This is a genomic window from Streptomyces sp. NPDC090442 (genome assembly GCF_044769405.1).
GTDB lineage: Bacteria > Actinomycetota > Actinomycetes > Streptomycetales > Streptomycetaceae > Streptomyces.
In genome coordinates this window covers 127,461-154,417 of record NZ_JBIVXW010000013.1, presented here as the reverse complement: position 1 = coordinate 154,417, position 26,957 = coordinate 127,461, and the positions used below count along the sequence as shown (strand labels likewise).

Annotated in this window: 22 protein-coding genes and 1 pseudogene; 13 read left to right on the top strand and 10 right to left on the bottom strand. The window is 72.8% G+C overall.

All coding sequences use genetic code 11. The features are described 5' to 3' along the window. Nucleotides 1-35 precede the first annotated feature (35 nt). Nucleotides 36-1,196 carry a multiprotein-bridging factor 1 family protein gene (locus tag ACIQU6_RS12475; protein ID WP_403481583.1) on the bottom strand — a complete coding sequence of 387 codons (1,161 nt, stop codon included), beginning with the start codon at nucleotides 1,194-1,196 and terminating at the stop codon, nucleotides 36-38. Between the two features lie 362 nt (nucleotides 1,197-1,558). Further along, nucleotides 1,559-2,848, bottom strand: coding sequence for a DUF4185 domain-containing protein (locus ACIQU6_RS12470; protein ID WP_403481582.1), 1,290 nt, complete (start codon nucleotides 2,846-2,848; stop codon nucleotides 1,559-1,561). Nucleotides 2,849-3,030: 182 nt separating this feature from the next. On the opposite strand from ACIQU6_RS12470, the gene ACIQU6_RS12465 reads away from it, so the two are divergent. The 4 genes from ACIQU6_RS12465 (at nucleotide 3,031) to ACIQU6_RS12450 (ending at nucleotide 8,717) form a co-directional block, all read left to right on the top strand. Continuing rightward, a complete protein-coding gene (locus ACIQU6_RS12465) occupies nucleotides 3,031-4,917 on the top strand; it encodes a methylmalonyl-CoA mutase family protein (RefSeq protein ID WP_403481581.1) in 1,887 nt (628 codons plus the stop codon). After that, entirely contained in the window at nucleotides 4,914-7,187 is a 2,274-nt protein-coding gene (gene scpA, locus ACIQU6_RS12460) for a methylmalonyl-CoA mutase (RefSeq protein WP_403481580.1), read from the top strand. The genes ACIQU6_RS12465 and scpA overlap by 4 nt, the downstream gene beginning before the upstream one ends. Nucleotides 7,188-7,206: 19 nt before the next feature. Continuing rightward, a complete protein-coding gene (gene meaB / locus ACIQU6_RS12455; protein WP_403481579.1) occupies nucleotides 7,207-8,241 on the top strand; it encodes a methylmalonyl Co-A mutase-associated GTPase MeaB in 1,035 nt (344 codons plus the stop codon). Nucleotides 8,242-8,348: 107 nt separating this feature from the next. Next, entirely contained in the window at nucleotides 8,349-8,717 is a 369-nt protein-coding gene (locus ACIQU6_RS12450) for a coenzyme f390 synthetase (protein WP_403481578.1), read from the top strand. Here ACIQU6_RS12450 and ACIQU6_RS12445 read toward each other — a convergent pair. The 3 genes and pseudogenes from ACIQU6_RS12445 to ACIQU6_RS12435 form a co-directional block, all read right to left on the bottom strand. After that, complete coding sequence (locus ACIQU6_RS12445) at nucleotides 8,690-8,926, bottom strand: hypothetical protein (RefSeq protein ID WP_403481594.1); 237 nt, start codon at nucleotides 8,924-8,926, stop codon at nucleotides 8,690-8,692. The two genes, ACIQU6_RS12450 and ACIQU6_RS12445, sit on opposite strands and share 28 nt — an antisense overlap. A 104-nt stretch (nucleotides 8,927-9,030) precedes the next feature. Further along, nucleotides 9,031-9,354, bottom strand: a pseudogene (locus ACIQU6_RS12440) (LysR substrate-binding domain-containing protein); the annotation flags it as partial. A 39-nt stretch (nucleotides 9,355-9,393) separates the two neighbouring features. Further along, nucleotides 9,394-9,867: an ATP-binding protein gene (locus ACIQU6_RS12435; RefSeq protein ID WP_403481577.1), complete on the bottom strand. Its 474-nt coding sequence runs from the start codon at nucleotides 9,865-9,867 to the stop codon at nucleotides 9,394-9,396. 272 nt (nucleotides 9,868-10,139) lie between these two features. On the opposite strand from ACIQU6_RS12435, the gene ACIQU6_RS12430 reads away from it, so the two are divergent. Both ACIQU6_RS12430 and ACIQU6_RS12425 read left to right on the top strand, forming a co-directional pair. Continuing rightward, nucleotides 10,140-10,382, top strand: coding sequence for a DUF397 domain-containing protein (locus ACIQU6_RS12430; protein WP_403481576.1), 243 nt, complete (start codon nucleotides 10,140-10,142; stop codon nucleotides 10,380-10,382). A 122-nt stretch (nucleotides 10,383-10,504) separates the two neighbouring features. After that, nucleotides 10,505-11,413, top strand: coding sequence for a helix-turn-helix domain-containing protein (locus tag ACIQU6_RS12425; RefSeq protein ID WP_403481575.1), 909 nt, complete (start codon nucleotides 10,505-10,507; stop codon nucleotides 11,411-11,413). 96 nt (nucleotides 11,414-11,509) lie between these two features. Here the strand turns inward: ACIQU6_RS12425 and ACIQU6_RS12420 are convergent, their stop codons facing one another. After that, nucleotides 11,510-12,328 (bottom strand): SAM-dependent methyltransferase, encoded by an 819-nt coding sequence (locus tag ACIQU6_RS12420; protein WP_403481574.1) that lies wholly within the window; start codon nucleotides 12,326-12,328, stop codon nucleotides 11,510-11,512. 250 nt (nucleotides 12,329-12,578) lie between these two features. Here ACIQU6_RS12420 and ACIQU6_RS12415 point away from each other — a divergent pair, with 250 nt between their 5' ends. Both ACIQU6_RS12415 and ACIQU6_RS12410 read left to right on the top strand, forming a co-directional pair. Next, nucleotides 12,579-13,325, top strand: coding sequence for an ATP-binding cassette domain-containing protein (locus tag ACIQU6_RS12415; RefSeq protein ID WP_403481573.1), 747 nt, complete (start codon nucleotides 12,579-12,581; stop codon nucleotides 13,323-13,325). Between the two features lie 9 nt (nucleotides 13,326-13,334). After that, a complete protein-coding gene (locus ACIQU6_RS12410) occupies nucleotides 13,335-14,237 on the top strand; it encodes a class I SAM-dependent methyltransferase (protein ID WP_403481572.1) in 903 nt (300 codons plus the stop codon). Nucleotides 14,238-14,262: 25 nt separating this feature from the next. Here the strand turns inward: ACIQU6_RS12410 and ACIQU6_RS12405 are convergent, their stop codons facing one another. Next, nucleotides 14,263-14,697: a DUF6314 family protein gene (locus tag ACIQU6_RS12405; protein ID WP_403481571.1), complete on the bottom strand. Its 435-nt coding sequence runs from the start codon at nucleotides 14,695-14,697 to the stop codon at nucleotides 14,263-14,265. Nucleotides 14,698-14,909: 212 nt separating this feature from the next. Between ACIQU6_RS12405 and ACIQU6_RS12400 the strand changes: the two genes are divergently transcribed. The 3 genes from ACIQU6_RS12400 to ACIQU6_RS12390 are packed head-to-tail and all read left to right on the top strand — an operon-like array spanning nucleotide 14,910 to nucleotide 19,550. Then, nucleotides 14,910-16,379 (top strand): aldehyde dehydrogenase family protein, encoded by a 1,470-nt coding sequence (locus tag ACIQU6_RS12400; RefSeq protein ID WP_403481570.1) that lies wholly within the window; start codon nucleotides 14,910-14,912, stop codon nucleotides 16,377-16,379. Then, entirely contained in the window at nucleotides 16,376-17,944 is a 1,569-nt protein-coding gene (locus tag ACIQU6_RS12395) for an APC family permease (protein WP_403481569.1), read from the top strand. Before ACIQU6_RS12400 ends, ACIQU6_RS12395 begins: the two co-directional genes overlap by 4 nt. Nucleotides 17,945-17,981: 37 nt before the next feature. Then, nucleotides 17,982-19,550, top strand: coding sequence for a GMC family oxidoreductase (locus tag ACIQU6_RS12390; RefSeq protein WP_403481568.1), 1,569 nt, complete (start codon nucleotides 17,982-17,984; stop codon nucleotides 19,548-19,550). Nucleotides 19,551-19,571: 21 nt separating this feature from the next. Here the strand turns inward: ACIQU6_RS12390 and ACIQU6_RS12385 are convergent, their stop codons facing one another. Further along, a complete protein-coding gene (locus ACIQU6_RS12385) occupies nucleotides 19,572-20,651 on the bottom strand; it encodes a HoxN/HupN/NixA family nickel/cobalt transporter (protein WP_403481593.1) in 1,080 nt (359 codons plus the stop codon). A 433-nt stretch (nucleotides 20,652-21,084) separates the two neighbouring features. On the opposite strand from ACIQU6_RS12385, the gene ACIQU6_RS12380 reads away from it, so the two are divergent. Continuing rightward, complete coding sequence (locus ACIQU6_RS12380; protein WP_403481567.1) at nucleotides 21,085-23,361, top strand: heavy metal translocating P-type ATPase; 2,277 nt, start codon at nucleotides 21,085-21,087, stop codon at nucleotides 23,359-23,361. 99 nt (nucleotides 23,362-23,460) lie between these two features. On the opposite strand, the gene ACIQU6_RS12375 is transcribed toward ACIQU6_RS12380, so the two are convergent. Beyond that, complete coding sequence (locus tag ACIQU6_RS12375) at nucleotides 23,461-23,901, bottom strand: MarR family winged helix-turn-helix transcriptional regulator (RefSeq protein ID WP_403481566.1); 441 nt, start codon at nucleotides 23,899-23,901, stop codon at nucleotides 23,461-23,463. A gap of 174 nt (nucleotides 23,902-24,075) precedes the next feature. Between ACIQU6_RS12375 and ACIQU6_RS12370 the strand changes: the two genes are divergently transcribed. After that, on the top strand, nucleotides 24,076-24,966 hold the full coding sequence (locus tag ACIQU6_RS12370) for an MBL fold metallo-hydrolase (protein WP_403481565.1): 891 nt from the start codon (nucleotides 24,076-24,078) through the stop codon (nucleotides 24,964-24,966). A 138-nt stretch (nucleotides 24,967-25,104) separates the two neighbouring features. Here the strand turns inward: ACIQU6_RS12370 and ACIQU6_RS12365 are convergent, their stop codons facing one another. After that, entirely contained in the window at nucleotides 25,105-26,511 is a 1,407-nt protein-coding gene (locus tag ACIQU6_RS12365; protein WP_403481564.1) for a hypothetical protein, read from the bottom strand. Between the last annotated feature and the right edge of the window lie 446 nt (nucleotides 26,512-26,957).

Below are 26,957 nucleotides of genomic sequence, written 5' to 3'. Positions count from 1 at the left end.
CGACCTCGTGCTCGTCCGCGCGACGGCCTGCTGAATCACCCACCAGCCGAACTCCCAGGCCAACACGCCCCAACATCAATCGCGGGGCAGCCCGTTACGGTGACCGCGAGCGGGAGCAGTTCCGTGGCGATCGCGCAGGACTCGTCGACGTTCCCCGCGGCAGCATGGGCCAACGCTCGACGCAGGCCATATCGCGTACGCGCCCGTACGGCAGACACGGGAATGGTCGGACACTGCTCGTCGAGGACCTCCGCGGCTTTCCGGCACCGCCCCAGGTCATAGAGACACCAGCCCGCCACCATGGCCGCGGAATCGGGCACTGCGGCCGAGCCGAGCACCGGCTCGTTTCCGTTCGGCGGCTCCGCCGAAGCGAGTAGTTCGCGTGCCAGCTCGATTCCGCGCAGGCACGCACGTTCATCACCAGCCAGAGCGTGTCCCTGAGCCTCTCGTTGGGCCGCAAGCCCACGAATGCGGCGCGGCACTCCGGCCTGCTGCGCCTGACGGGCAAGCGCGATCGTGCGCGCCGCATCGCCGTCGTACATGGTGACCAGTGCCCTGCGGACGAGCTCGTACGACGAGAGGTCGTGGTCCCCGCCGGTACGCGCCAACTCGGCCGCATCAGCAGTCCAGCTCAGGGCAGCCGAAGTGTCGCCTGCTTCCTGGGCCATCCAACCGGCGTACTCCGCGAATCGGGCGGCAAGGACGAGGAGTCGTCCCCGGATCATGGCGCCACTGCCCGAAGCAAGAGAGGTCAAGGTGTTGGTCTGCGCCGTCAGGAGAGGTAACAGGATGGCTGGCGCGGTGGACTGACCCAACTGACGCATCTGCCGCAGTTGTTCGCGGAAGAGCTCCACCGAGTCCGCGGCGGAGACCAGATGAGTGGCCCTGGTGGAGCTGCCGAGACTGGCTGCGACCAGGGATCCTGCCCCAGTGAGAAGCGCCGTGCGGCGATCAACGCCGCGGACGCGGCCGTCCGTGGCCACCCGCGGATCGACCAGTTCTTCGAGCCGGCCGTCAGTGCTGAGTTGCACGTCGAAACGCCTGGCGAGGGCGCGGGACGGGCGCGCCAAACCCCGTTCGAGTTTGCTGAGGTAGCTCTTGCTGTAGTTCACCTTCTCGGCGAATTCGGGCAGAGATATACCGGCCTCCTGGCGGAGGCGACGTAACTCCGAACCGAAACCTGAAGAGATATCCATTTCGTCACTCCTCGCTGGGTTCACGCCTTGCGGGTCGCGAGCAATCGAGAGAACGGGCATTGCTCACTCCGACCAGAAGCATGGCATGCGCAAGTTCAGTGTGACGGTGATACCGACTGGTTTCCAGTTTCCAATCCGCCGGGTCGCTTTTCACCCGTCAAGGTCCTCCTGCACGGTCCGCTCCGCGCACTCGCACAGATTGGATCACGCCGCGAATCAATCTCGACGGCCAAATTTCACCGACTACGAGGAGCGGGCGATTGCTTCCCGAACAAGTAAAGCCTGGTCAGCGTCGCGGCCATTCGCTGGATCGCATTGTTGTTTGACCATTTCACGCCAGGCCGACCGGCACCCGCCACCCGTCACCGCCCCACCGGCGCCAACCGCGCCCGTAGGAACCGTGGGCGGTAGAGCTCCACGTCGCCGTTGACCACCGGGTCGGCGGCGGTGCCGGGTGGGCCGAGCCAGTTGACGTCGTAGCTGAGCAACAGGCCGGCGTCGGTGGTGAACTCCGGGTGGGCCTGCGGGTTGTAGACCACGACGTGGTGGGGGTCGGGGCCGGCGGGGCGGGGCGGGGTGATCCGGCCGACGGGTCCGTGCCAGGGGCCCTGGGGGGAGCAGGACCAGTAGCCGGTGATGGTGCGCAGCCCCGCGGCGCCGCCGGCGGGGGTGTCCATGGTGAACAGCACCCACGTCCCGTGGTCGCGGACGACGGTGAAGGCGCTGCCGACGCCGCGCCGGCCGGCGCCGCGCAGCACCGGGACGGCCCGCCCGGCGTCCGGCTGCCAGTGGGCGCCGTCCCAGAACCGCCAGGCCGCCCGGTCCGCGAGCCGGCCGGTCGGGACCCGGGCCAGATAGCCGCTGTCGGCCGGGGTCGAGGGCGGGTCGTCGCCGCCGAAGACGTAGCTCCAGTCGCCGTCGCGGACCAGTGAGGTGCCGTAGAGGACACGCCGGGCCGGGTCGGTGACGGTGCTCTGGTCGACGACCGGGGTGATCGAGGTGAGGCGCAGGTCGGGCAGGGAGAGGGTGGCGACCTCGGTGCCGTGGGGGGCGCCGAAGATCCACGGGCCGGTGCCGGGGGCCCGGTTCCACAGCAGCACCCGGACGACCTGTTCGGCGGCGCCGGGGGCGCGGGGCTCGACGGTCGCGTGGACCGGCCAGCGCCAGCCGCCGCCGGGCGCGTCGGGGAAGAACGGCCCGGGCGCGGTGGCGCCGCCGCCGGTCAGGGTGCGCTCCGGCGTGCCCGAACGGTCCGTCACCACCAGGGAGTTGTGCCGCAGGAAGGGGGTGCCGCCGTTCTCGGTGGTGCGCCAACGGTGGGGCGCGCCCTGGGGGTTGGGGGGCGGGTGGACGCGGTCGAGGAAGGTGTCGGAGAACAGCCAGAGCGTCCGGCCGTCCGGGAGGCGCACCGAGTGGGTGCCGTCGCCGCCGGTCCAGCCGTCGGTGCGGGAGCCGTCGTCGCCGTAGTGGGCGAACGCCCGGGTCGGGCCGGGGTCGACGGACCAGGAGGCGAGGGTGCGGCCGGTGCAGGCGGGGCGGGCGGCGGTGCCGTGGTGCGGCGTCGGCAGCAGGAGGGCCGCGGTGACGGTCAGCGTCAACAAGGCGAGCAGGACGGCGACGAGGGTGGTGCGGGTGATCGGCGGTCGGTGCATTCCGCTCCTCGGTGGGGTGCGGAGTCACCGTAGCGCGCCGGAGGAGCCCGTTCCGGCGTGCCGGTCGGGGCCCGGTCGGCACCGGTTCGTCCGTACACGGCGACCGGGGCCCGGTTCAACGAGGGCAAGGTCACAGCGCTTTCCCCTGCTCCGGCCAACAACCGTTCCCCTAGCCTGCTGCCATGACCGCCGAGTCCCCCGAACTCCCCCTGGCCGGCGCCTTCCCGGCTGCTGATCGCGAGCAGTGGCAGCGACTGGTCGAGGGCGTACTGCGCAAGTCGGGCGCCGCCGAGGCCGCGGGTGCCGCCGCCGAGGACGCGCTCGCCACGGATCTCCAGGACGGGATCCGCCTCCGCCCGCTCTACACCGCCCAGGACGCGCCACCCGCCGCCGGCCTGCCCGGATTCCCGCCGTTCGTGCGGGCGTCCCGTCCGGAGGGCAGTGCCGCCTCCGGGTGGGACGTGCGCCAGCGGCAGCACGGCACCGATCCCCGGCGGGTCAACGAGGCACTCCTCGCCGACCTGGAGAACGGCGTCACCTCCGTGTGGTTGACGGTCGGCGACGGCGGCGTCCCGGTGTCCGGCCTGGCGGAGGCGGTGCGGGGGGTCTATCTGGACCTGGCGCCGGTGGTGCTGGACGCGGGCGCGGAATTCCCGGCGGCGGCCGAGGAGTTGCTGCGGCTGTACCGGGAGTCGGGGGTGGCGCTGTCGGAGGCGGTCACGGTGCTCGGCGCCGATCCGCTGGGCGTGCTGGCCCGTACCGGCGACGACCGGGCGCTGGCCGACGGGCTGGCGGACGTGGCGCGCTGGGCCGGCCGGGTCGCCGGGAGTGCGCCGGGGGTCCGCACGGTGTCCGTCGACGCGCTGCCGTACCACGAGGCGGGCGGCTCGGCGGCCGAGGAGTTGGGGGCCTCGCTGGCCAGCGGGGTCGGCTATCTGCGCGCGCTCACCGAGGGCGGGTCGGGCCTGGGCGTCGACGCGGCCTGCCGGCAGTTGGAGTTCCGGTATGCCGCGACCGCCGACCAGTTCCTGACGATCGCCAAGTTGCGCGCGGCGCGGTTGTTGTGGGCGCGGGTCGCCGAGGTCTGCGGGGCGTCGCCGGCCGGTGCCGCGCAGCGTCAACACGCGGTCACGTCCTCGGTGATGATGACGCGTCGGGACCCCTGGGTGAACATGCTGCGCACCACGGTGGCCGGACTGTCCGCGGGCGTCGGCGGCGCGGATGCGGTGACGGTGCTGCCGTTCGACTCGGCGGTGGGGCTGCCGGACGCGTTCGCCCGGCGCATCGCCCGGAACACCCAGTCGGTGCTGCTGGAGGAGTCGCACCTGGCGAAGGTGATCGACCCGGCGGGCGGCTCCTGGTACGTCGAGCAGCTCACCGCCGAACTGGCCCGCGCCGGCTGGGCGTTCTTCCAACAGATCGAGGCCGCGGGCGGGCAGGCCGCCGCGCTGCGGTCCGGGATGCTCGGCGAGCGGTTGGCGAAGACCTGGCGGCGGCGCGGCGCGGAGCTGGCGCACCGCCGGGAGCCGATCACCGGCGTCAGCGAGTTCCCGCTGCTGGCCGAGGCGCCGCTGTCCCGCGAGCCGGCGCCGGCGCCGGCCGGCGGGGGGCTGCCGCGGGTGCGTCGGGACGATGCGTTCGAGGCGCTGCGGGCCCGTTCGGACGCCCGGTCGGCGGCCGTTGGGGCGCGGCCGAAGGTGTTCCTGGCCGCGCTGGGGCCGGTCGCGGCGCACACCGCGCGGGTGGCGTTCACCGCCAACCTCTTCCAGGCGGGCGGGATCGAGACCGAGACTGAGCAGGTGACGGCCGCGTCGGTGGCCGAGGCGTTCGCGGCGAGCGGCGCGCGGATCGCGTGCCTGTGCGCCAGTGACACCGTCTACGCCGAGCAGGCGGCGGAGGTGGCTGAGGCGCTGAAGTCGGCCGGGGCGGTGCGGGTGTACCTGGCGGGCAAACCGGGCGGGCGCCGGGAGGAGTTCGTGGCGGCCGGGGTGGACACGTTCGTGTTCGCCGGCTGCGATGCGGCCGGGGTGCTGTCCTCGGCCCTGGATGTCACGGAGGTGGCGGCATGAAGGAGACGGCACGGCAAGCGGGCGCCACGGGTGCTGCCTCGGGCCACGTCCCCGGGAAGGCAGGCGCCATCCCGGACTTCAGCACGGTGGAGCTGGGCGCCCCGTCGGGCGCGGCGGCCCCCGGTGACGGGGCCGGCTGGGCGGAGGCGGTGCAGCAGGCCACCGGCAAGAGCGTCGCGGACCTGACCTGGGAGACGCCGGAGGGCATCGACGTCAAGCCGCTCTACACCGAAGCGGACCTGGCGGGGCTGGACTTCCTGGGCACCTACCCGGGCATCGCGCCGTATCTGCGCGGCCCGTACCCGACGATGTACGTCAACCAGCCCTGGACGGTGCGGCAGTACGCCGGCTTCTCCACCGCGGAGGAGTCCAACGCCTTCTACCGCCGCAACCTCGCCGCCGGCCAGAAGGGCCTGTCGGTCGCCTTCGACCTGCCCACCCACCGCGGCTACGACAGCGACCACCCGCGGGTGACCGGCGACGTCGGCATGGCGGGCGTGGCCATCGACTCGCTCTACGACATGCGGCAGCTCTTCGAGGGCATCCCGCTGGACAAGATGACGGTGTCGATGACGATGAACGGCGCGGTGCTGCCCGTTCTCGCGCTCTACATCGTGGCCGCCGAGGAACAGGGCGTGCCGCCCGAGAAGTTGGCCGGGACCATCCAGAACGACATCCTCAAGGAGTTCATGGTCCGCAACACCTACATCTATCCGCCGCAGCCCTCGATGCGGATCATCTCCGACATCTTCGCGTACACCTCGCAGAAGATGCCGCGCTACAACTCCATCTCGATCTCCGGCTACCACATCCAGGAGGCGGGCGCGACGGCCGACCTGGAGCTGGCCTACACCCTCGCGGACGGAGTGGAGTACCTGCGGGCCGGTATGGCGGCCGGGATGGACGTGGACGCCTTCGCACCGCGGCTGTCCTTCTTCTGGGCGATCGGCATGAACTTCTTCATGGAGATCGCCAAGCTGCGCGCGGCCCGGCTGCTGTGGGCGAAGCTGGTCTCGCAGTTCGAGCCGAAGAACCCCAAGTCCCTTTCGCTGCGCACCCATTCGCAGACCTCCGGCTGGTCGCTGACCGCGCAGGACGTGTTCAACAACGTCACCCGGACGTGTGTGGAGGCGATGGCGGCGACCCAGGGCCACACCCAGTCGCTGCACACCAACGCCCTGGACGAGGCGCTGGCACTGCCCACCGACTTCTCGGCCCGCATCGCCCGCAACACCCAGCTCTTCCTCCAACAGGAGTCGGGCACCTGCCGGGTGATCGACCCGTGGGGCGGCAGCGCGTACGTCGAGCGGCTCACCCACGACCTGGCGCGCCGGGCCTGGGCGCACATCGAGGAGGTCGAGGCGGCCGGCGGGATGGCCAAGGCGATCGACGCGGGCATCCCCAAGCTGCGCGTCGAGGAGGCCGCGGCCCGCACCCAGGCGCGGATCGACTCGGGCCGGCAGGCGCTGATCGGCGTCAACAAGTACCGGGTGGAGACGGACGAGGAGATCGAGGTCCTCAAGGTCGACAACTCCGCGGTGCGGGCCCAGCAGATCGACAAGCTCAAGCGGCTGCGGGCGGAGCGCGACGAGGACGCCTGCCGGCGGGCGCTGCGGGCGCTGACCGAGGCGGCGAAGGCCGGCCCCGGCCCGGGACTTGAGGGCAACCTGCTGGCCCTGGCGGTGGACGCGGCCCGGGCGATGGCGACCGTCGGCGAGATCTCGGACGCCCTGGAGGAGGTCTACGGACGCCACTCGGGCCAGATCCGTACCATCTCCGGTGTGTACCGAGACGAAGCGGGCCCCTCGTCGGGGGTCGAGCGCACCCGGGAGCTGGTGGCCGCGTTCGAGCGCGCCGAGGGGCGCCGGCCGCGCATCCTGGTGGCCAAGATGGGCCAGGACGGCCACGACCGCGGCCAGAAGGTGATCGCCACGGCCTTCGCCGACCTGGGCTTCGACGTGGACGTCGGCCCGCTGTTCCAGACCCCGGCGGAGGTGGCCCGGCAGGCGGTGGAGGCCGACGTGCACATCGTCGGGGTGTCCTCGCTGGCGGCCGGCCATCTGACGCTGGTGCCGGCGCTGCGCGAGGCGTTGGCGGCGGAGGAACGGGAGGACATCACCGTCGTGGTCGGCGGGGTGATCCCGCCGCAGGACGTCCAGCCACTGCGGGACATGGGCGCGGCCGCGGTGTTCCTGCCCGGCACGGTCATCCCGGACGCGGCCCACGACCTGGTGCGGGACCTGGCAACGGCCCTCGGCCACGAGCTGTAGAGCGGAGGGCTGGAGGGCGATGGCTCCGAGGATCGACGTCGACCGGTATGCCGAGGGGGTGCGGGCCGGCTCCCGCGCCTGGATCGCCCGCGCGGTGACGCTGGTGGAGTCCACCCGCGCCGACCACCGCGCGGCCGCCCAGCAGCTGTTGGTCAGGCTGCTGCCGTACTCCGGTGCGGCCCGGCGGGTGGGCATCAGCGGCGTGCCGGGCGTCGGCAAGTCGACCTTCATCGACGCGCTGGGCTCGCTGTTGACGGGGCTGGGGCACCGGGTGGCGGTGCTGGCCGTCGACCCCTCCTCCAGTCGCACCGGCGGCTCCATCCTGGGCGACAAGACCCGGATGGAGCGGCTGTCGACCGACCCGGCGGCGTTCGTCCGCCCCTCCCCCACCTCCGGGACGCTGGGCGGGGTGGCGCGGGCGACCCGCGAGTCGATCGTGGTGATGGAGGCCGCCGGGTACGACGTGGTGCTGGTGGAGACGGTCGGCGTCGGCCAGTCGGAGACCACCGTCGCCAACATGGTCGACACCTTCCTGCTGTTGACGCTGGCCCGTACCGGCGACCAGCTCCAGGGCATCAAGAAGGGCGTCCTGGAACTGGCGGACCTGGTGTCGGTCAACAAGGCGGACGGCCCGCACGAGCGGGACGCCCGCTCCGCGGCGCGCGAACTCGCCGGCGCACTGAGGCTGTTGCAGCCCCCGGACGCCGCCTGGACCCCTCCGGTGCTCACCTGCAGCGCCCGTGAGGGCACCGGGCTGAAGACGGTGTGGGAGCGGATCGAGCAGCACCGCACCTTGCTGGAGTCCACCGGCGCGCTGGCCGAGCGGCGGCGCGCGCAGCAGGTGGACTGGACCTGGTCGATGGTCCGGGAGCGGCTGATCGACCGGCTCCAAGAACACCCGGACGTACGGCAGTTGGGCCCGGAGGTCGAGCGGGCGGTGCGGGCCGGCGAGATCACCGCGACGCTGGCGGCGGAACGGCTGCTGGCGGCGTTCGGCCTGGGCGACGACCTCGGCAGCGACCCGGGCGTCGAGGCGCGCGGCCGACGTGGCTGAGTCACCCCGTACTCATCCGCGGAGCTGAGTAGCCGGACTCATGACGCCCGGGCACCCGGCCCCGATGATGTCGGTGCCAACCCACCGACCGGGGCCGGGAGTTCATCATGGGCGCCAACAGCTATCCGCAGGATGTCGAGCGCGGGCTCTTCGAGGGAAATCCGCTGGCGGGGTTGATCGAGGGGTTCTGTCTCACGTTGGACGCGGACGGGGACCTGGAGGCCAGGCCCGTGGTCCACGTCCAACTACGGGCCGGCGCGCGCCTCTCCGCGGTCGAGGCGGATCAGCTCGCCAAGGTCTGCCAGCACGGCGTGCAGCGCCAACTGGACGCCCTTGACGGGGACTTCGCGCCGCTTCCCGAGCACGGGCCGGCCGCCAGCGAACTGGCCATCGCGCTCCATCCGTACGGCAGCGGCCCCTTCGCCGATCCCTCCGCGATCCGCGACGGCTATCTGGTGCGCGGCGACGGGCTCTGATCCGCGGCCCCGCCGGGCGCGTCCGCCGGCGCGTCGCCCGTGGGCGCGAAGTGCGCCAGGGCGAGGTCCCGGAAGCACGCCGCGGCCGCCGAGAGACAGCCGTCCGCGCGCCGGACCAGGCTGAGCGTGCGGGCGCAGTCGGGGGCGTCGAGGCGCGGCCAGACGATCGGTTCCGGTACGGGGACTCTGCGGGCGACCGTGGGGAGCAGCCCGATGCCGAGTCCGGCGCCGATGAGGAACGGGGGGCGCCCGGCTCGTCACCCTCGCAGGCGATCAGCGGGCGCTGCCCGGTGGGCGCGAACAGCCTTTCTAACAGGGCGCGTTGCCAGTGTCCTGGCCGGGTGGTGAGGAACGGCTCGTCGAGCAGGTCGGCCACCGTGACCCGTTCCCGGTCGGCCAGCCGGTGTCCGGCCGGGACGGCGAGCTGGACCTCCTCGCGCCGCAGCGCAACCTGCTCCAGTCCGGGGGCGGTCAGCGGTTGCGAGGCGATGCAGAAGTCCACCTCGCGGGCGCCGAGTTGGGTCAGCATGATGATCCGGCTCACCGAGGGCTGGGCGACCCGCGGTTCCTCGGCGGCCCGGCTGGCGTGCTCCCGGCGTGCGACCGCGCGGAAGTAGCGCAGCGACAGCAGATCCATCGGCTTCCGGCCCCCGCGGTCACTCCCCCGCGGCCTCTTTCAGCCGCGCGTGACCACCGTAGCCCACACCGTCTTGCCCGCGTGATCGGGAAGGGTCCAGCCCCAGGAGTCACTGAGCTCGTCGACGAGGCGGAGGCCGCGCCCGGACTCGGCGAGCGCGTCCTGCTGCCGGAGCACGGGAGCCCCGCTCCCACCGTCGGAGACCGCGCACAGCACCCCGCTCTCCTGCCGGGTCAGCGCCAGCCAGGCGGGACAAAAGCGGTTGCCACCAAGGGAGTTGAAGGCCAGTTCGAACGGGTCGGCGGGGGTGCCGTGCCGCAGGGCGTTGGTCACCAGTTCGGAGACGATCAGGACGGCGTTGTCGGCGAGGACGGGGCACATCCGCCAGTCCTGGAGGGTGTCCCGGGTGAAGCGGCGGGCCTCCGCCACGGTGCACGCCGAACCGCTCAGCGCGCAGGCGGCGAAACCGTCCAGCCCCGGCACCGTCCCGGCATCGCGCGCGGGGGCGGCCATGGGCTTTCCTCCTTCCCGGAGGGCGTCGCGCTCGGACTCTGCCGGGTGTGTGGTCATCACGATCTCCGCGAAGGGGCATACGGGTTGGGCGCGTCCGGGACGGTCTGGGCGGGGCCGTCCCGGAGGGCTAATATCCTCGTCGACCGTCCAATGCTGCAAGTGCATCTGCAATTACATCGGCAAGGACGGTCACCCGGGAGCGGTATCACGCCAATGTGATCGCGGCCCCGGATCGGTCCCGAGCACATCCCCTCACCAAGGGAGCAGCTTTGATGGAGTCGATGACCAACGGGATGCCGGCCACCGGCATCGAGGGCGCGGTCTGGCGCAAGAGCCGCCGCAGCAACCCCAGCGGCAACTGCGTTGAGCTGGCGGTTCTTTCGGACGGCGGGGTCGCGGTGCGCAACTCGCGGCACGCGTCGGGACCCGCGCTGATCTACCCCCGCAAGGCGATGGCCGCCTTCGTACAGGCCGCGAAGGAAGGCGAGTTCGACGATCTGTTCGCCTCCGGGTGACGCGATGACCGTCTCGGGGAGCCGTTTCTGAGGCATATGTCGACCGGATAGTCGGCGTAGGTGTACGCCCCTTCGGGGCAATGGGACACTGGGCGTTCGCCCGACCACTCAGGGGAGTCAGCATGAGCGCCGCGCAGCCGAGCAGCGACCCGTCCCTGCGCCGCTATCTGGACCATCCGCGCGGCGGCCCGACCGTCCTGCGCATCGTACTGGGCACCCAGTTGCGCCGACTGCGGGAGTCCGCCGGCATCACCCGCGAGGCCGCCGGGCACACCATCCGGGCCTCGCACGCCAAGATCAGCCGCCTGGAACTGGGCCGGGTGAGCTGCAAGGAGCGCGATGTCGCCGACCTGTTGACGCTGTACGGCGTCACCGACAGCGCCGCCCGCGCCACCTTCCTCACCCTCGCCCGCCGAACCAGCACGCCCGGGTGGTGGCACCAGTACAACGACGTGCTGCCCAGTTGGTTCGAGACCCATCTCGGCCTGGAGTCGGCCGCGTCGGTCATCCGTACCTACGAAGTCCAGTTCGTGCCGGGCCTGTTGCAGACGGCGGAGTACGCCCGCGCGGTGGCGCAGCTCGGGCACCCGACCGCCACGGCGGAGGAGACCGAGCAGCGGGTCGGGCTGCGGATGGAGCGGCAGCGGTTGTTGGCGCTCCCGGACGCGCCGCGACTGTGGGCGATCCTCGACGAGGCGTGCCTGCGCCGGCCGTTGGGCGGCCCCGAGGTGATGCCCGGTCAGCTCCGGTACCTCATCGAGACGGCGCGGCTGCCCAACGTCACCCTCCAGGTCGCCCCGTTCGCCCTCGGCGGCCACGCGGCGGCCGGCGGGCCGATCACCATCCTCCGCTTCATGGAGCCCGACCTGCCCGACATCGTCTACCTGGAGCAGCTCACCAGCGCGCTCTACCTGGACAAGCGCGACGACGTCGACCACTACCTCGCCGTGATGGACCGGCTCTCGGCCCAGGCGGAGTCGCCCCGGGAGTCGCTGCTGATATTGGAACGGCTGCTGAAACAGGAGAGTTGACACCGAGGGCGGGGGGTCGGGGGGGCGGGAACACGGGACGGCCGCCGGCCTCCCCCACTCCGATGCCTCCCCGCGGGCTCGGGTCGTCACACCGCGTCAGGCCCTGCGGGCCACACCGCCGTACTCGATCCACTCCTGGGTCAGCTGCTTGGGGCCGGCGTCGGACGGGTCCGGACGCCAGGTCGAGACCTCCACCAGGCCCGGCTCCTCGATCTCCAACCCGTCCAGGAACGCCCGCAGTTCGTGCTGTTGACGCACCCGGCCCCAGTGCCCCTGGGTGTTCACCCGCATGAACTCGGTGACGAAGTCCCGGGTCGCCGGGTCCTCACTCACCAACTGACACACCACCAGATAGCTGCCGGGAGCCAGCCGTTCGGCGACCCGGCGGACCAGCCCGGCCGGATCGTCGGCGTCCGGGATGCAGTGCAGCACCGAGACGAACAGCGCGGCGACCGGCTCGTCGAGGTCGATCAACCGCCGGACCTCCGGGCTGTCGAAGATCCCGTCGGTGTCCCGCATGTCCGCCTGGATGACGGCGGTGTGCTCGTTCTCCTCCAGCAGCGCCCGGCCGTGCGCCAGCACGATCGGGTCGTTGTCGACGTACACCACCCGGGACCGGTGGTCCACCCGCTGCGCGACCTCGTGGACGTTGTCCTGGGTCGGCAGCCCTGAGCCGTGGTCGAGGAACTGCCGGATGCCCCGCTCCTCGGCCAGCCAACGGACCACCCGGCGCAGGAAGCGCCGGTTGTTGACCGCCAGCACCCCGGTGCTGGGGACGACCTTGCTCAGCTCGTCACACGCCTCGCGGTCCACCGCGTAGTTGTCCTTGCCGCCGAGGTAGTAGTCGTACATCCGCGCGACGCTCGGGACGCTCACGTCGACGGCGTTGGACAGCACCCGGTTCTCTTGGCTCATTCCCCACTCTTCCCGTCGGATTGCGGTGCCGGTAACCGTACGGCCACCGCGCCCGGCGTCCAACCCGCCGGCGGGGGCGGGAAGTCGGGCCGGCGCGCGCACGGGCGCGGGCCGCGCGTCCCGCGCCAGGTGCCGGCCGGCCGCCCGGCGTTCTCATCGGCCTCTCACCAACTGCTCACGGCCCGGTCACACGGGGTGCCTACGGTCGGCGACGGGGCCACGGTCCGGTGGCCCGGAGGAGAGAGCGCACGTGTACCACCTGACCGGCGTGACCAAGCACTACCCAAGCGGCGGCGAACCGGTGCGGGCCCTGGACGGCGTCGAGCTGTACGTGCCGGACGGCGGCGCGCTCGTCGTCCAGGGCCCGCCCGGCGCCGGCGCCTCGACGCTGCTGCGGATCCTCGGCGGGGTGGAGCGGCCCACCCGGGGCAGGGTGCTGCTGGACGGTACGGATCTGGCCACGGTCACCGCGTCCCGGCTGGGGCGGATCCGCGCCGAGTCGATCGGCCTGCTCGGGACGGGCGACGGCGACCACCCCCCGGGGCCCGTCGGGGGGCTGACCGTGCGGCAGGGCGTGGCCGCCGCGCTGGCCCCACTGGGGCTGCGGCCGGCCGACCGCTGGGAGTTGGCCGGGGAGGCGCTGGCGGAGGTCGGGCTGGCGGGCCGGGACGATCTGCTGCCGGGGCAGTTGGACCCGTACGCCCGGCGGCGCGCGGCGCTCGCCCGCGCGCTGGTGAAGCGGCCCACCGTGCTGCTCGCGGACCGGCCCACGGACGGGCTGTCGCCGCCGGCCGCGGCGGAGTTCGCCGAGCTGCTGGTGCGGGTGTGGGGCGGGTACCGGCTGACCTGCGTCCTCGCCACCGACGACGAGGCGTTGGCCGGGCGGATGGGCCGGCGGGTGGTGCTCTGCGGGGGCCGGGTGGCCGATGCGCGGCGGGTGGCCGGTACCGGACGGTGCACGGCGGGCTCCTGGTGTCCGCGGGACGCGGACAGGTAGAAGAGGACCATGACCACAGAGCAGAGCGAGTCCACGGGCCGGGCGCCGCTCGGGCCGGCCGCCGGCGGCCGGCCCGGGGAGCCGGGCATCGCGGAGATGGTCCGCGCCAACGAGGCGAACTGGGACGCCCGTACACCGGTCCACGTGGCCAGCGCGTTCTACGGCCTGGACGGGTCGCGGCGGGCCGACGACTGGTTCGCGCCGTTCGAGTGGGCCGACCTCGGCGCGTTGGCCGACCGCGACGTGCTGCACCTCCAGTGCCATCTGGGCACCGAGACGGCCGCGTTCGCGGACCGGGGCGCGCGGGCGGTGGGGCTGGACTTCTCCGCCGAGGCGGTGGCCCAGGCCCGGCGGCTGGCCGGGGAGACGGGCCGGGCGACGGAGTTCGTGCACGCGGACGTGTACCGCGCGGCGGAGGCGCTCGGCGACCGCCGCTTCGACGTGGTCTACACCGGCAAGGGCGCGGTCTGCTACCTGCCGGACCTGGCCTCCTGGGCCGGGACCGTCGCCGAACTGCTGCGTCCGGGCGGCACGTTCTACCTGGTGGAGTTCCACCCGCTGCTGAACGCGCTCGGCCCGACCCCGCCCGCGGACCCGGACACCCCGCCGCTGCTGCTCCGCCACGACTACCTGGCGGGCCGCGGCGCGCTGCGCAGCGACTCCCCCACCACCTACACCGACGGCCCGCCGCTGACCGGCGCGACCACGAGCTACGAGTGGCGGCACGGCCTCGGCGAGGTCGTCTCGGCGGTGGTCGGGGCCGGGCTGCGGGTGGACCTGCTGCGGGAGACCGAGGAGCTGCCCTGGCCGCGCTTCCCGTCGATGGTGCCGACCCCGAACGGCTGGTGGCGACTGCCCGACGCGGAGCCGATCGTCCCGTTGCTGTACGCGCTGAAGGCGGTCAAGCCGTAGCGCCCTCCCGCGGGCGCGGTGCGGGTCAGTCGGCGCGGCGGTAGACCGAGCGCAGCAGTTGGTCCTTGGTCGGGCCGGTGACCCGCCACTCCAGGTGCCAGCGGTCCGCGGTGACGGCGGTGAAGGTGCCGTCGTAGCGGTCCGCCGCGCACGGGTGGACGGCGCTCCAGCGGCCGGTCCGCAGATCGAGGTCGTGGAAGGGGCGGCCGTCGGCAAAGGTGACCGCGGCGGTGCCGTCGGGCCGGGGCCACAGCCGCAGGGTGCGGGTCGCCGGGTGCACCGCGCCGGCCCAGGTCAGCTCGCCCTCCTCGACGTGGCACAGCGTCCCGTCGGGTCCGTCCGGCCGGAAGTCCGCGGTGCCCCGGAAGCCGCCCTCGGCGCCGGCCCTCAGGTCGTGCACGGTGCGTTCGATGTGCCAGCGTCCGGCGAGGTACGCGGCGGCGTCGGGGACCAGGTGCATGCCCCCATTGTCGGGCAGCCCCGCGCGCTCACCCCATCGGGTCCCGGCCGGACGCCCCGGCGCCGCGCACCGTGCGGTCCCCCGACACCCGACTTACGCTCGGTACCGAGATCACCACCGAGAGAGACCGTCGCGTCGGGAGCCGTGCCCGTACGGGCCCTGAAGCGGTCGCCCCGCCCGGAGACGACACCGCGAGGACCGGAGGCCACCCCATGCCGGAGCTGTTCATCGACGGTCAGTGGACCGCAGCGGCCGACGGACAGGTGCGGGAGATCCGCTGCCCGGCGGACGGCACGCTGGTCGCGACCGTCGACGAGGGCGGACCGAAGGACGTGGCGGCGGCGCTCACCGCCGCCCGGCTGGCGTTCGACGACGGGCCCTGGCCCCGTACGCCGGCCGCCGAGCGCGGCCGGGTGGTGCTGAGGGTCGCCGAGCTGCTGGAGCGGGACCGCGAGGCGCTGGCCCGGGCCGAGTCGCTGGACACCGGCAAGCGGCTGGTGGAGAGCGGCTACGACATGGACGACATCGCCAACTGCTTCCGCTACTTCGGCAACCTCGGCGCGGCCGGCGGCACCGACCGGGTGGTGAACACCGGCCTCGCCGAGGCCGACAGCACGGTGCGGCACGAGCCGGTCGGGGTCTGCACGTTGATCACGCCGTGGAACTACCCACTGCTGCAGACCGCTTGGAAGGTCGCGCCGGCGCTGGTCGCCGGGAACACCTTCGTGCTCAAGCCGAGCGAGCTGACCCCGCACACCGCCATCCATCTGATGCGGCTGCTGGCGGAGGCCGGGGTGCCGGCCGGGGTGGCGAACCTGGTGCTGGGCACCGGCCCGGTCGTGGGGGCACCGCTCACCGAGGACCCGCGGGTGGACCTGGTCTCGTTCACCGGCGGGCTGGTCACCGGCCGGCGCATCATGGCCGCGGCGGCGCCCACGGTGAAGAAGATCGCCCTCGAACTGGGCGGCAAGAACCCCAACATCGTGTTCGCGGACGCCGACTTCGACACCGCCGTCGACTACGCCATGACGGCGGTGTTCCTGCACTCCGGGCAGGTGTGCTCGGCCGGCGCCCGGCTGCTGGTCCAGAACGAGCTGCACGACCGCTTCGTCGACGAACTGGTCGGGCGCGCCCGACGGATCCCGCTGGGCGGCCCGTTCGACGAGCACGCCCGCACCGGCCCGCTGATCTCCGCCGCGCACCGGGCGAAGATCGAGGCGTATGTGGCGGCCGGGTTGGACGAGGGCGCGGTGCTGCGCTGTGGCGGCGCGCCACCGGACGATCCGGCGCTGGCGGACGGCTTCTACTACCTGCCGACGGTGTTGGACGAGTGCACCCCGGACATGTCAGTGGTGCGCGACGAGTCGTTCGGGCCGGTGCTGACCGTGGAGCGGTTCCGCGACGAGGACGAGGCGGTGTCGTTGGCCAACGACACGGTGTACGGGCTGGCGGGGGCGGTGTGGACGCAGGACGCCGGCCGCGCGCAGCGGGTGGCGTCCCGGCTGCGGGCCGGCACGGTGTGGATCAACGACTTCCATCCGTACGTGCCGCAGGCGGAGTGGGGCGGGATGAAACAGTCCGGTGTCGGCCGGGAGTTGGGGCCGGCCGGGCTGGCGGAGTACACGGAGGCCAAGCACGTGTGGCGGAACACCGCGCCGCGTCCGCAGAGGTGGTTCGAGTGACCGGTTCCGTCCCGTCCGACTCCGCCGGGGAGGGCGCCGACGACGGCCCGCACGAGGACGGGGCGCTGGCCGAACTCGGCTACAAGCCCGAACTCAAGCGCACCCTCGGCAACTTCCACACCTTCGCCGCCGGCATCAGCTACATCTCCATCCTCACCGGCACCTTCCAGCTCTTCTACTTCGGGGTGAGCCACGGTGGCCCGGCGTACTGGTGGTCCTGGCCGATGGTCTTCGCCGGCCAGTTGATGGTGGCACTGTGCTTCTGCGAGCTGGCCTGCCGCTACCCGGTGGCCGGCTCGGTCTACAACTGGGCCAAGAAGCTGGGCGGTCCGCACGTGGGCTGGCTCGGCGGCTGGATGATGCTCACCGCGTCGATGGTGTCGCTGGCCGCGGTGGCGCTGGCGTACCAGGTGACGCTGCCGCAGATCTCGTCGTGGTTCCAGTTCGTCGGCAACGGCACCGGGAAGACCGACGCGGCCGCCAACGCGGTGCTCCTGGGCAGCGTGCTGATCGCCTTCACCACCCTGGTCAACGCCTTCGGCGTCAAGCTGATGGCGCGGATCAACTCGGCCGGCGTGGCCATCGAGTTGATCGCCGCGATCGTGCTGATCCTGCTGCTGGCCGCGCACATCACCCGCGGCCCGGTCTCGACGCTGACCAACACCTTCGGCCTGGGCAGCGGCCAGGGCCTGGGGTACTTCGGCGCGTTCCTGACCGCCTCGCTGGCCTCCGCCTACGTCATGTACGGCTTCGACACCGCCTCCTCGCTCGGCGAGGAGTCCGTGGACCCGACCCGCAACGCGCCCAAGGCGATCCTGCGGGCGCTGATCGCCTCGTTCCTCATCGGCGGTCTGATCCTGCTGTTCGCGCTGCTGGCCACGCCCGATCTGCACGACAAGCGGCTGTCGTTGGACGGCCTCCAGTACGTGGTGCTGGCCACCCTCGGGCCGACGATCGGGCAGCTCGTGCTGTGGTGCGTGGTGATCGCCATCACCGTCTGCGACCTGGCGGTGCACACCGCCGCGATCCGGCTGATGTTCGCGATGGCCCGGGACACCAACCTCCCGGCGTCCGCGCGGCTGGCCCGGATCAACCCCCGGTTCCAGACGCCGGTGCTGCCCGCGGTCGTGATCGGGCTGGTGGGCATCGCGATCCTGCTGATCAACGTCAACCAGCCGCAGATCTTCTCGGTGATCACCAGCATCGCGATCATCATGATCTACCTGGCGTATCTGATGGTGACGCTGCCGATGCTGGTGCAGCGGGTGCGCGGCCGGTGGACCACCGGCGGCTTCTCGCTGGGCCGGTTCGGCCTGCCGGTGAACGTCGTGGCGGTGCTCTGGGGCCTGGCGATGTCCATCAACCTCGCCTGGCCGCGGGCCGCGGTCTACAACGCCACCGGCCCGCAGCACTGGTACCTGCGCTGGGGCGCCTTCCTGTTCATCGGCATCGTGGCGCTCGGCGGGTTCGCCTACTACTGGTTCGTCCAGCGGCACCGCACCGGCGTGCTGGCCTCACACGCCGCCGAGGACACGGACTCCGGCGACGCCGCCACCGCGCCCTGACACCGCCGCCCCTCCCCTCCGACCTGGAGCCAGCGCCATGTCCGACGAAACCCACGTGGAGCAGTCCGACGCGTTCGACTACGTCGTGGTCGGCGGCGGCACGGCCGGCGCGGTGGTGGCCGCCCGGCTCAGCGAGGACCCGTCCGTGACGGTCTGCGTGTTGGAGGCCGGCCCCTCCGACGTCGGCAACGACAACGTGCTCCGACTGAACCGCTGGATGGGCCTGTTGGAGTCCGGTTACGACTGGGACTACCCGGTCGAACCGCAGGAGAACGGCAACAGCTTCCTGCGGCACGCCCGCGCCAAGGTCCTCGGCGGCTGCTCCTCCCACAACTCCTGCATCGCCTTCTGGGCCCCGGCCGAGGACCTCGACGAGTGGGCCGCGCTGGGCTGCACGGGCTGGAGCGCCGCCGACTGCTTCCCGCTCTTCCAACGCCTGGAGACCAACGACGCGCCCGGCGACCACCACGGCCGCTCCGGTCCGGTGGTGCTGCGCGGCGTCCCGCCCCAGGACCCGTGCGGGGCGGCCCTGTTGGAGGCGTGCGCGGCGGTGGACATCCCCACCGTCCCGTTCAACACCGGCGCGACCGTGGTCCGCGGCGCCAACTGGTTCCAGATCAACTGCCGCCCGGACGGCACCCGTTCCTCCGCCTCGGTCTCCTACCTGCACCCGGCGCTGGGCCGCCGGAACCTCGATGTGCGCACCGGGGTGCAGGCCAAGCGGCTGCGCTTCGACGACGCCCGGCGGTGCACCGGCGTGGACTACCTCTCCCCCGACCTGATCCACACCCGCACCGTCGCGGCCCGCCGCGAGGTGATCGTCTCCTGCGGCGCCATCGACTCCCCCAAGCTGCTGATGCTCTCCGGCATCGGCCCGGCCGACCAGTTGCGGGCCGTCGGCGTCGCACCGCTGGTGGACGCGCCCGGAGTGGGCGCCAACCTCCAGGACCACCCCGAGGGCGTCATCATGTGGGACGCCAAGCGGCCGATGGTGCAGACCTCGACGCAGTGGTGGGAGATCGGCATCTTCTACGACACCGAACCGGGCCTGGACCGGCCGGACTTGATGTTCCACTACGGCCAGGTGCCGTTCGACATGAACACCTACCGCCGCGGCTACCCGACGTCGGAGAACGCCTTCTGCCTGACCCCGAACGTCACCCGGGCCCGCTCGCACGGCACGGTCCGGCTGCGCACCCGCGACTTCCGCGACAAGCCCAGGGTGGACCCGCGCTACTTCACCCACGAGCACGACGTGCGGGTGATGACGTACGGACTGCGGCTGGCCCGGGACATCGTCTCGCAGTCCCCGATGGCCGAGTGGGCCGGTGCGGAGCTGGCCCCCGGCCCGAGCGCGCGCACCGACGGCGATCTGTTGGACTACATCCGCACCACGCACAACACCGTCTACCACCCGGCGTGCACCGTGGCGATGGGCTCCGCCGACGACCTGGCCGCCCCGCTCGACCCGCAGCTCCGGGTCAAGGGGACGACCGGGCTGCGGGTCGCGGACGGCTCGGCGATGCCGTTCCTGACCGCCGTGAACCCGTGCATCACCACGATGATGATCGGCGAGAAGTGCGCGGACCTGGTCCGGGGCGGGTGAGCGGCGGCGACCGGTCGGCGGTCAGTCGGTGGTCCGCTCGACCGGCGCCGGGCGGACGTTGACGGTCCACTTCTCCTCGATGCGGCCGAACTTCCACACCGCGAGGGCGACGACCCAGGTGACGAAGAACAGGCCGACGATGGCGAAGCCGATGACGTTGAGGTCCAGTCCGCCGATCCAGTCCCAGAACCAGCCGTGCAGCCCCAGCTTGTCGGCGAGCAGGCCGAGCAGCTCCACGGTGCCGATGATCAGGGCCACGGCGACCGACAGACCGGTGATGGTGAGGTTGTAGTAGACCTTGCGGACCGGCTTGGAGAAGGCCCAGCCGTAGGCGAAGTTCATGAACGAGCCGTCGATGGTGTCCAGCAGGCTCATGCCGGCCGCGAACAGCACCGGCAGACAGAGGATGGCGTACCAGGGCAGGCCGGAGGCGGCGCCGGAGCCGGCCAGGACCAGCAGCGCGATCTCGGTGGCGGTGTCGAAACCGAGCCCGAAGAGCAGGCCGAGCGGGTACATCTGCCAGGGCTTGGTGATCGACTTCATCACCCGGCCCAGGATGCGGTTCATCAGGCCGCGGTTGTTGAGCTGCTCCTCCAGCGCCGCCTCGTCGAAGTCGCCGGCGCGCATCCGCCGGAAGACGCCCCAGAGCCCGACCAGGATCACGAGGTTGATCGCGGCGATGAGGTACAGGAAGACGCCGGAGACGGTGGTGCCGATCAGCCCGGTGATCGCGTGCAGTTGGGAGTTGTCGTCCTTGACCGGTCCGGCGAGCGCCTTGACGCCGAGCGACAGCAGGAAGGCCAGCCCGAAGACGATGCTGGAGTGTCCCAGCGAGAACCAGAAGCCGACCGAGAGCGGGCGCTGCCCCTCGTGCATCAGCTTCCGGGTGGTGTTGTCGATGGCGGCGATGTGGTCGGCGTCGAAAGCGTGGCGCATGCCGAGGGTGTACGCGGTGACGCCGATGCCGATGCCGAAGCTCTTGGTGCCCAGGCTGTAGTGTTCCGGGGCCACGATCGCCACCAGGGTGAACCAGCCGATCACGTGCAGCGCGAGGATGAAGCCCGCCATGCCGGCCATCCGCCCCCACTCGGCGCGGGTCATCGACCGCGCGATCCGCTGCCGGCGCGACGGCGGGGCTGCCTGGCCGGCCAGGGTCGGGGAGGGGGACGTAGACATGCTTGATACTGCTTTCTTCCGTTTCGCCCCCGGCCTCTGCCGGGAACCCTCCCTACATTCGTGCGGGTCGGTTTCTCTTGCAACCAATGTGCAGTAAAGCCCGCGATCAAAGCGCCGGGTGAGCGATCCGCACTGGTGGGCGCGGGGCGGCGCCCCTCTCCGCAGCCCGCGGACAACGTCGGGGATTGCCTCCATTTCGTACCCGCTAGGGGTATGCGATCTCCCCACCCGCCCTTGCGGGGCATACGGGTAGGGGGTATACATGGACCCACCATCCCTATATACCCCCCTGGGGTATCCAAGGGTCGAGCGCCCGACGACGCGCACACCTCCCTTCCGTGAGCTGCGAGGAGCAGAGATGACCACCACCAGTCCCGGCGCCGCCGAGGTCGAGCTCGCCATCGGCGGGATGACCTGCGCCTCCTGCGCCGCCCGGATCGAGAAGAAGCTCAACCGCATGGACGGCGTCGAGGCGACCGTCAACTACGCCACCGAGAAGGCCAAGGTCGCCTTCCGGGACGACGTCTCGGTCCGGGACCTGATCGCGACGGTGGAGGCCACCGGGTACAGCGCGCGGGAGCCGGCGCCGGTCGCCCCCGCCGCGGGTGGCGACACCGTGGACGGCACACAGGGCGGCGGCGCGGAGCCGGCTGCGCTGCGGTCGTTGCGCCAGCGGCTGATCACCGCGGTGGCGCTGGCGGTGCCGGTGATCGCCCTGGCGATGGTGCCGGCGCTGCAGTTCACCTACTGGCAGTGGCTGTCGCTGACGCTGACCGCGCCGGTCGTCACGTACGCCGCCTGGCCGTTCCACCGGGCCGCATGGACCAACGCCCGGCACGGCGCGGCCACCATGGACACCCTGATCTCGCTCGGCACCTCGGCCGCGTTCCTCTGGTCGCTGTGGGCGCTGTTCTTCGGGACGGCCGGCATGCCCGGCATGACCCACCCGTTCGAACTGACCATTGCCCGCACCGACGGCGCCGGCAACATCTACCTGGAGGCGGCCGCCGGCGTCACCGCCTTCATCCTGGCCGGGCGGTACTTCGAGGCGCGCGCCAAGCGCAAGGCGGGCGCGGCGCTCACGGCACTGCTGGAGCTGGGCGCGAAGGACGTCACGGTGCTGCGCGGGGGGCACGAAGTGACCGTGCCGATCGGGGAGTTGCGGGTCGGAGACCGGTTCCTGGTGCGGCCGGGCGAGAAGATCGCGACGGACGGCACGGTGGTGGACGGCGCGTCGGCCGTGGACGCCTCGATGCTGACCGGCGAGTCGGTGCCGGTGGAGGTCGCGGTCGGCGACGCCGTGACCGGCGCGACCCTGAACGTCGGCGGGCGGCTGGTCGTCGAGGCCACCCGGGTCGGCGCGGACACTCAACTCGCCCGGATGGCCAGGCTGGTGGCGGACGCGCAGAACGGCAAGGCGGCCGCGCAGCGGCTGGCCGACAAGATCTCCGCGGTGTTCGTCCCGGTCGTGATCGCCCTGGCGCTGGCCACCCTCGACTTCTGGATCGTCAGCGGCGCAGGACCGACCGCCGCGTTCACCGCCGCGGTCGCGGTGTTGATCACCGCCTGCCCGTGCGCCCTGGGGCTCGCCACGCCGACCGCGCTGATGGTCGGCACCGGGCGCGGCGCCCAACTCGGCATCCTCATCAAGGGCCCCGAGGTCCTGGAGTCCACCCGCAAGGTCGACACCGTCGTCCTGGACAAGACCGGCACGGTGACCACCGGGCGGATGACGCTGCTGGCCGCGCACACCGCGGCCGGCACCGACCGGGCCGAAGTGCTGCGACTGGCCGGCGCGTTGGAGCACTCCTCGGAGCACCCGATCGCCCGGGCGGTGACGGCCGGCGCGAGCGCCGAGGTGGGTCCGCTGCCGACGCCGGAGGATTTCGCGGGCGTCGCGGGGCTGGGCGTGCAGGGGGTCGTCGACGGGCATGCCGTGCTGGTCGGCCGGGAGCAGCTGCTGGCCGAGTGGGCCATCGTGCTCCCGGAGGAGTTGGCGCGGGCCAGGGCGGCGGCCGAGGCGGCCGGGCGGACCGCGGTCGCGGTGGCCTGGGACGGCGCGGCCCGGGCGGTGCTGGAGGTGGCCGACGCGGTCAAGGAGACCAGCCCGGAGGCGATCCGGCGGCTGCGCGGGCTGGGGCTGACGCCGGTGTTGCTGACCGGTGACAACGCGGCGGTGGCCCGCTCGGTGGCGGCCGAGGTCGGCATCGACCCGGAGCGGGTGATCGCCGAGGTGCTGCCGCGTGACAAGGTCGAGGTCGTCAAGCGCCTTCAGCAGGAGGGCCGTTCGGTCGCGATGGTCGGGGACGGCGTGAACGACGCGGCGGCGCTGGCCCAGGCGGACCTGGGGCTGGCGATGGGCACCGGGACCGACGCGGCCATCGAGGCCGGCGACCTGACGCTGGTGCGCGGCGACCTGCGCACCGCGGCGGACGCGATCCGGCTCTCCCGCCGCACCCTGGGCACCATCAAGTCCAACCTCTTCTGGGCCTTCGCCTACAACGTGGCGGCCCTGCCGCTGGCCGCCGCCGGCCTGCTCAACCCGATGATCGCGGGCGCCGCGATGGCCTTCTCCTCGGTCTTCGTGGTCGGCAACAGCCTGCGGCTGCGCGGATTCCGGGCGACGGACGGCTGATCCCCGTACGACGGCGGCGGGGCGACCGGTGGGCGACCACCCCGCCGCGCCGCCGGGGCCTCAGTGGTGGTCGCCCCGTTCCGGGCCGACCCGGGGCGGCTACTCGCCCTTCGGCGGGTGCGTCATCGCCCGTTGCAGCAGGCTCTGGAGGGCGCCCTTCTCCTCCCGGCTCAGCGCGGCGAGCGGGGATTCCGCGTCGAGCAGCGCCAGCAGCCGCTCGCGGAGCTCGACGCCCCGCGGGGTGAGGACCAGTTGCTTGGCGCGGCGGTCGGTGGGGTGCGCGCGGCGCTCGATCAGCTCCTGCTTCTCCAGCTTGTCCACGACGAAGGTGGTGTTGGAGGGCTCGCAGGTCATCCGCGCGGCCAGCTCCCGCATGGTCATCGGCCCGGCCAACTCGCGCAGCGCGACGGCCTGGGGCGCGGTGAGGCCCAACGTGGCCGCGCGCCGGCGGACGTGCTCGGAGATCTGCTGGGCCATCCCGTTCACCAGGCTGCACAGTTGGCGCTCCGCGAGGGCCTGCGTATCCGGGTCGGTGGTCATGAGCCCATCGTAGCAAGCACATGCAACCTAAATATTCCGAGCTTGAATGATTCAAACTTGATGCTTATGGTGGCGTGGTCGCCGTCCCGAGCGGACCGGCGCCGACATCCCCGCCGCTGCGCCCGGAAGTCCAACACCCCTCGTGCGCACCGCACTTCAGGAGGACCCGCCACCATGAGCACTTCCGCCCCGAGCCAGAACGAACGACTGCGCCGACCCGCCACCCGCCGCTCGCTGCGGCTCGGCGAGACGACGGTGACGTACCTGCCCGACGGCATCGCACAACTGGTCCCGCACCGCTGGTTCCCCGACACCACCGACGAGGTGTGGGCCGCCCGTCCCGAATACCTCGACGCCTCCGGCAACTTGGCGGCCGGCGTCGGCGGGCTCCTCGTGGAGCGGGACGGCCGCGCCCTGTTGATCGACGCCGGCCTCGGGCCGCTGTCGCCCGCGGTCGATCCCGAGCGACCGGTGGGCAGGTTGCGCGGCGGCGCGCTGCTGGACAGCCTCGCCGCCCACGGCCGGGCCGCGTCGGACATCGAGGCGGTGGCCTTCACCCACCTCCACCCCGACCACATCGGCTGGGCCTGGCACCCCGCCCCGGGCGACGACCGCCCGGCCTTCGCATCCGCCGACTACCTGGTCACCGAGCCCGAGTGGCACCAGCGCCACCTCCTCGAAGCGCACGGCGTCGACGAGCGGACACTCTCCGCGCTGGCGCCCCGCGTGCGGACCGTGACGGACGGCGAGGAGGTCTTCCCCGGCGTCCACGTCATGTTCCTGACCGGCCACACGCCCGGGCACGCGGTCTACGTCATCTCCTCGGGCGGGCAGCGGCTGATCGCCTTCGGCGACGCCCTGCACTCGCCGATCCAGGTGGACCACCCGGAGTGGTCGGTGACCGTCGACCACGACCCCGCCCTGGCCGCCGACGCCCGCCGCCACCTCCTCGCCGAGCTCCGCAAGCCGGACACCCTGGGCTTCGGCATCCACTTCGCGGACGTGGTGTTCGGCCGGGTCAGACCGGTCGGCGACGGCCCGGCCTGGCGCCCGCTCGACGACTGACCCGCCACCCGGCCGGCCCGGAGGCCGACCGGCCAGGCCGCCTCCGCGACCTCCGAGGACTGGCCATGCAGCACGACACATACTCTTGCGGCAGGTTGATGCGACCGTCCAGGGCCCAGCCGGCGTCCCGGCCTTCGACTACGGCGCACCCCCGTCCGCGCCGCCGCGTTCCCGCTGCACCTGCGCGACGAGTCGACCCACCTCGTCCTCGGGCAGCGCGACGGCCTCGACAACGGCGTGAATCCGGGCGGTGAAGCGGGGCGGGCGCCGACGACCCGACCGCCAAGACCCGTTGCCCGAAGGGGAGTTGCCCGACCCCGCGTCGGTCCCCGCGAAGGCCGACCCGGCGTCGGGGTCCACGCAGGACAGCGCGCCGGAGACCGAGCCGTCGCGCAGGGGGAAGCTCTCCCGGTCGCTGGTGCACGAGCCGGCGTCCCGCCCGTCGATGACGACGGTCGCCCGCAGCACGGCGGTGACGGTTCCGTCGGCGCTACGGGCCTGGGCGGCGGGGTCCAACTGCCCGCTGAACCGCTCGGCGACGGAACACCCTTCGGGGCCGCAGCCGAGGTCGCCCGCGTCGTCGAGGGAGAGCGCGGCCCCGCCGTCGACCGCGTCGCGCAGCCGCCCGGCCTCCCGCTCCAAGGTGTCGTACACCGCGCCGACCTGGTCGCCGGAGAGCGGGGTCAGCGTGATCCCCGCGGAGTCGCCGCCCTTCAGGGGGCCGACGGTGACCTGCGGGGGCGTCGTCGGGGACGGCGCGCCGCGCTTCCGGGGCGGCGCGGAGTGCGCGGTGGGGGCGTACGGCTCCAGCCGAAGTACCCGATAGGGCTTGCCCTTCGAGACCAGCAGGCTGCCGGCCGGGGTGTCGACGCGTAGCGCGGGCACCCCGCCCACCGACTCGGGCTTGCGCGCGCCGCCCTTCGGGTCGGGCGGCACATGGGCGGCGTCCAGGGCGCGTCGGAGCTGTGCCGCCAGGTCGGCCGGCGGCCGGAAGCGGTCGAGCTGCCGGACCGCGGCGGCCTCGCGGGGTGCGCCGACGGTCCATTGCGCGGTTCGGGAACGGTCCGGCGAGGCGCCGGCCGTTGGCATACCGTCGTCCGGCGAGGTGGTATCTGACGTTGCGTCACTGGGCGGCGTCCCGCCCGCGTTCCGCGCCCCGTCCGCGGTCTTCGCGCCGTCGGGGTTCCCCTCTCCGGGGGGCGACTGCCGGCGGGTGTACGTCCGGTCGCCGATCCGGAGGACGTCCTGCGGTGTGCCCCCCTTGGCCTGGCCGCCGAGGGTTCCGGCGAGCATCCCGGACGGGGAGACCGACACGTCGCGGTGCTCCGCGGTGGCGGTCGAGGTTTCCTGGTAGCGCAGACCGGGGGCCCCGGCCAGGTTGTCCAGCGCCTGGAGGAAGGGGGCGCGGTCCCCGGCTCCCTTCGGGGCCGTGGTCGGGGCCTCGTCCGGGACCGTGGTCGGGCCCCACGGGTCCGAGCCGACGTACACGATCAGGAGGGCGAGCACACCGAGCACCACGATGCCGGCGAGGAGCACCTTCCGCACCGGGGCCGGCACCGTCGGTTCCAGCGCCGGGCCGGCGGGAACCGTGCGTTCGCTCCCCCCGCCGTGCGGGGCCGCGGTCGGCGCTCCCGGAGGCACGGCACCCCAGGTCGCCGCCTCCGAAGCGGCCCCGACCGGCGGAGCGGACTGCGGAGCGGGTCCCGGGGCGGGCCGCGGCGCAGATCGCGGACCGGACCGTGGCTCGGATCGCGGACCGGACCGCGGAGCGGATCGCGGGCCGGAACGCGCGGGCACCGGCCGCGCCGCCCGTCCCGGTTCCGTGGCCGGCGGGGACGGCCGCCCCAAGGGTGGCGGCACCGCCCGTGGCGTCCCCCGCCAGGCAGGCAGCTCCGGCGTTCCCGATCCGGTCGTCCCGTTGTGATCGCCCACGCTGACTCCCCCGAGTCGCTTCCGTCAGTCTCCGCCCTTTGGGAAGATACGCCAGCGAG

Excerpts from the sequence above, each read along its gene's own strand:
- ACIQU6_RS12385 (WP_403481593.1), bottom strand. The coding sequence starts at position 20,651 with ATGACCCGCGCCGAGTGGGGGCGGATGGCCGGCATGGCGGGCTTCATC.
- ACIQU6_RS12400 (WP_403481570.1), top strand. The coding sequence starts at position 14,910 with ATGCCGGAGCTGTTCATCGACGGTCAGTGGACCGCAGCGGCCGACGGA.
- ACIQU6_RS12475 (WP_403481583.1), bottom strand. The coding sequence starts at position 1,196 with ATGGATATCTCTTCAGGTTTCGGTTCGGAGTTACGTCGCCTCCGCCAG.
- ACIQU6_RS12435 (WP_403481577.1), bottom strand. The coding sequence starts at position 9,867 with ATGGCCGCCCCCGCGCGCGATGCCGGGACGGTGCCGGGGCTGGACGGT.
- ACIQU6_RS12450 (WP_403481578.1), top strand. The coding sequence starts at position 8,349 with ATGGGCGCCAACAGCTATCCGCAGGATGTCGAGCGCGGGCTCTTCGAG.
- ACIQU6_RS12375 (WP_403481566.1), bottom strand. The coding sequence starts at position 23,901 with ATGACCACCGACCCGGATACGCAGGCCCTCGCGGAGCGCCAACTGTGC.
- ACIQU6_RS12390 (WP_403481568.1), top strand. The coding sequence starts at position 17,982 with ATGTCCGACGAAACCCACGTGGAGCAGTCCGACGCGTTCGACTACGTC.
- ACIQU6_RS12370 (WP_403481565.1), top strand. The coding sequence starts at position 24,076 with ATGAGCACTTCCGCCCCGAGCCAGAACGAACGACTGCGCCGACCCGCC.
- scpA (WP_403481580.1), top strand. The coding sequence starts at position 4,914 with ATGAAGGAGACGGCACGGCAAGCGGGCGCCACGGGTGCTGCCTCGGGC.
- ACIQU6_RS12425 (WP_403481575.1), top strand. The coding sequence starts at position 10,505 with ATGAGCGCCGCGCAGCCGAGCAGCGACCCGTCCCTGCGCCGCTATCTG.
- ACIQU6_RS12465 (WP_403481581.1), top strand. The coding sequence starts at position 3,031 with ATGACCGCCGAGTCCCCCGAACTCCCCCTGGCCGGCGCCTTCCCGGCT.
- ACIQU6_RS12380 (WP_403481567.1), top strand. The coding sequence starts at position 21,085 with ATGACCACCACCAGTCCCGGCGCCGCCGAGGTCGAGCTCGCCATCGGC.
- ACIQU6_RS12410 (WP_403481572.1), top strand. The coding sequence starts at position 13,335 with ATGACCACAGAGCAGAGCGAGTCCACGGGCCGGGCGCCGCTCGGGCCG.
- meaB (WP_403481579.1), top strand. The coding sequence starts at position 7,207 with ATGGCTCCGAGGATCGACGTCGACCGGTATGCCGAGGGGGTGCGGGCC.
- ACIQU6_RS12470 (WP_403481582.1), bottom strand. The coding sequence starts at position 2,848 with ATGCACCGACCGCCGATCACCCGCACCACCCTCGTCGCCGTCCTGCTC.
- ACIQU6_RS12430 (WP_403481576.1), top strand. The coding sequence starts at position 10,140 with ATGGAGTCGATGACCAACGGGATGCCGGCCACCGGCATCGAGGGCGCG.
- ACIQU6_RS12420 (WP_403481574.1), bottom strand. The coding sequence starts at position 12,328 with ATGAGCCAAGAGAACCGGGTGCTGTCCAACGCCGTCGACGTGAGCGTC.
- ACIQU6_RS12405 (WP_403481571.1), bottom strand. The coding sequence starts at position 14,697 with ATGCACCTGGTCCCCGACGCCGCCGCGTACCTCGCCGGACGCTGGCAC.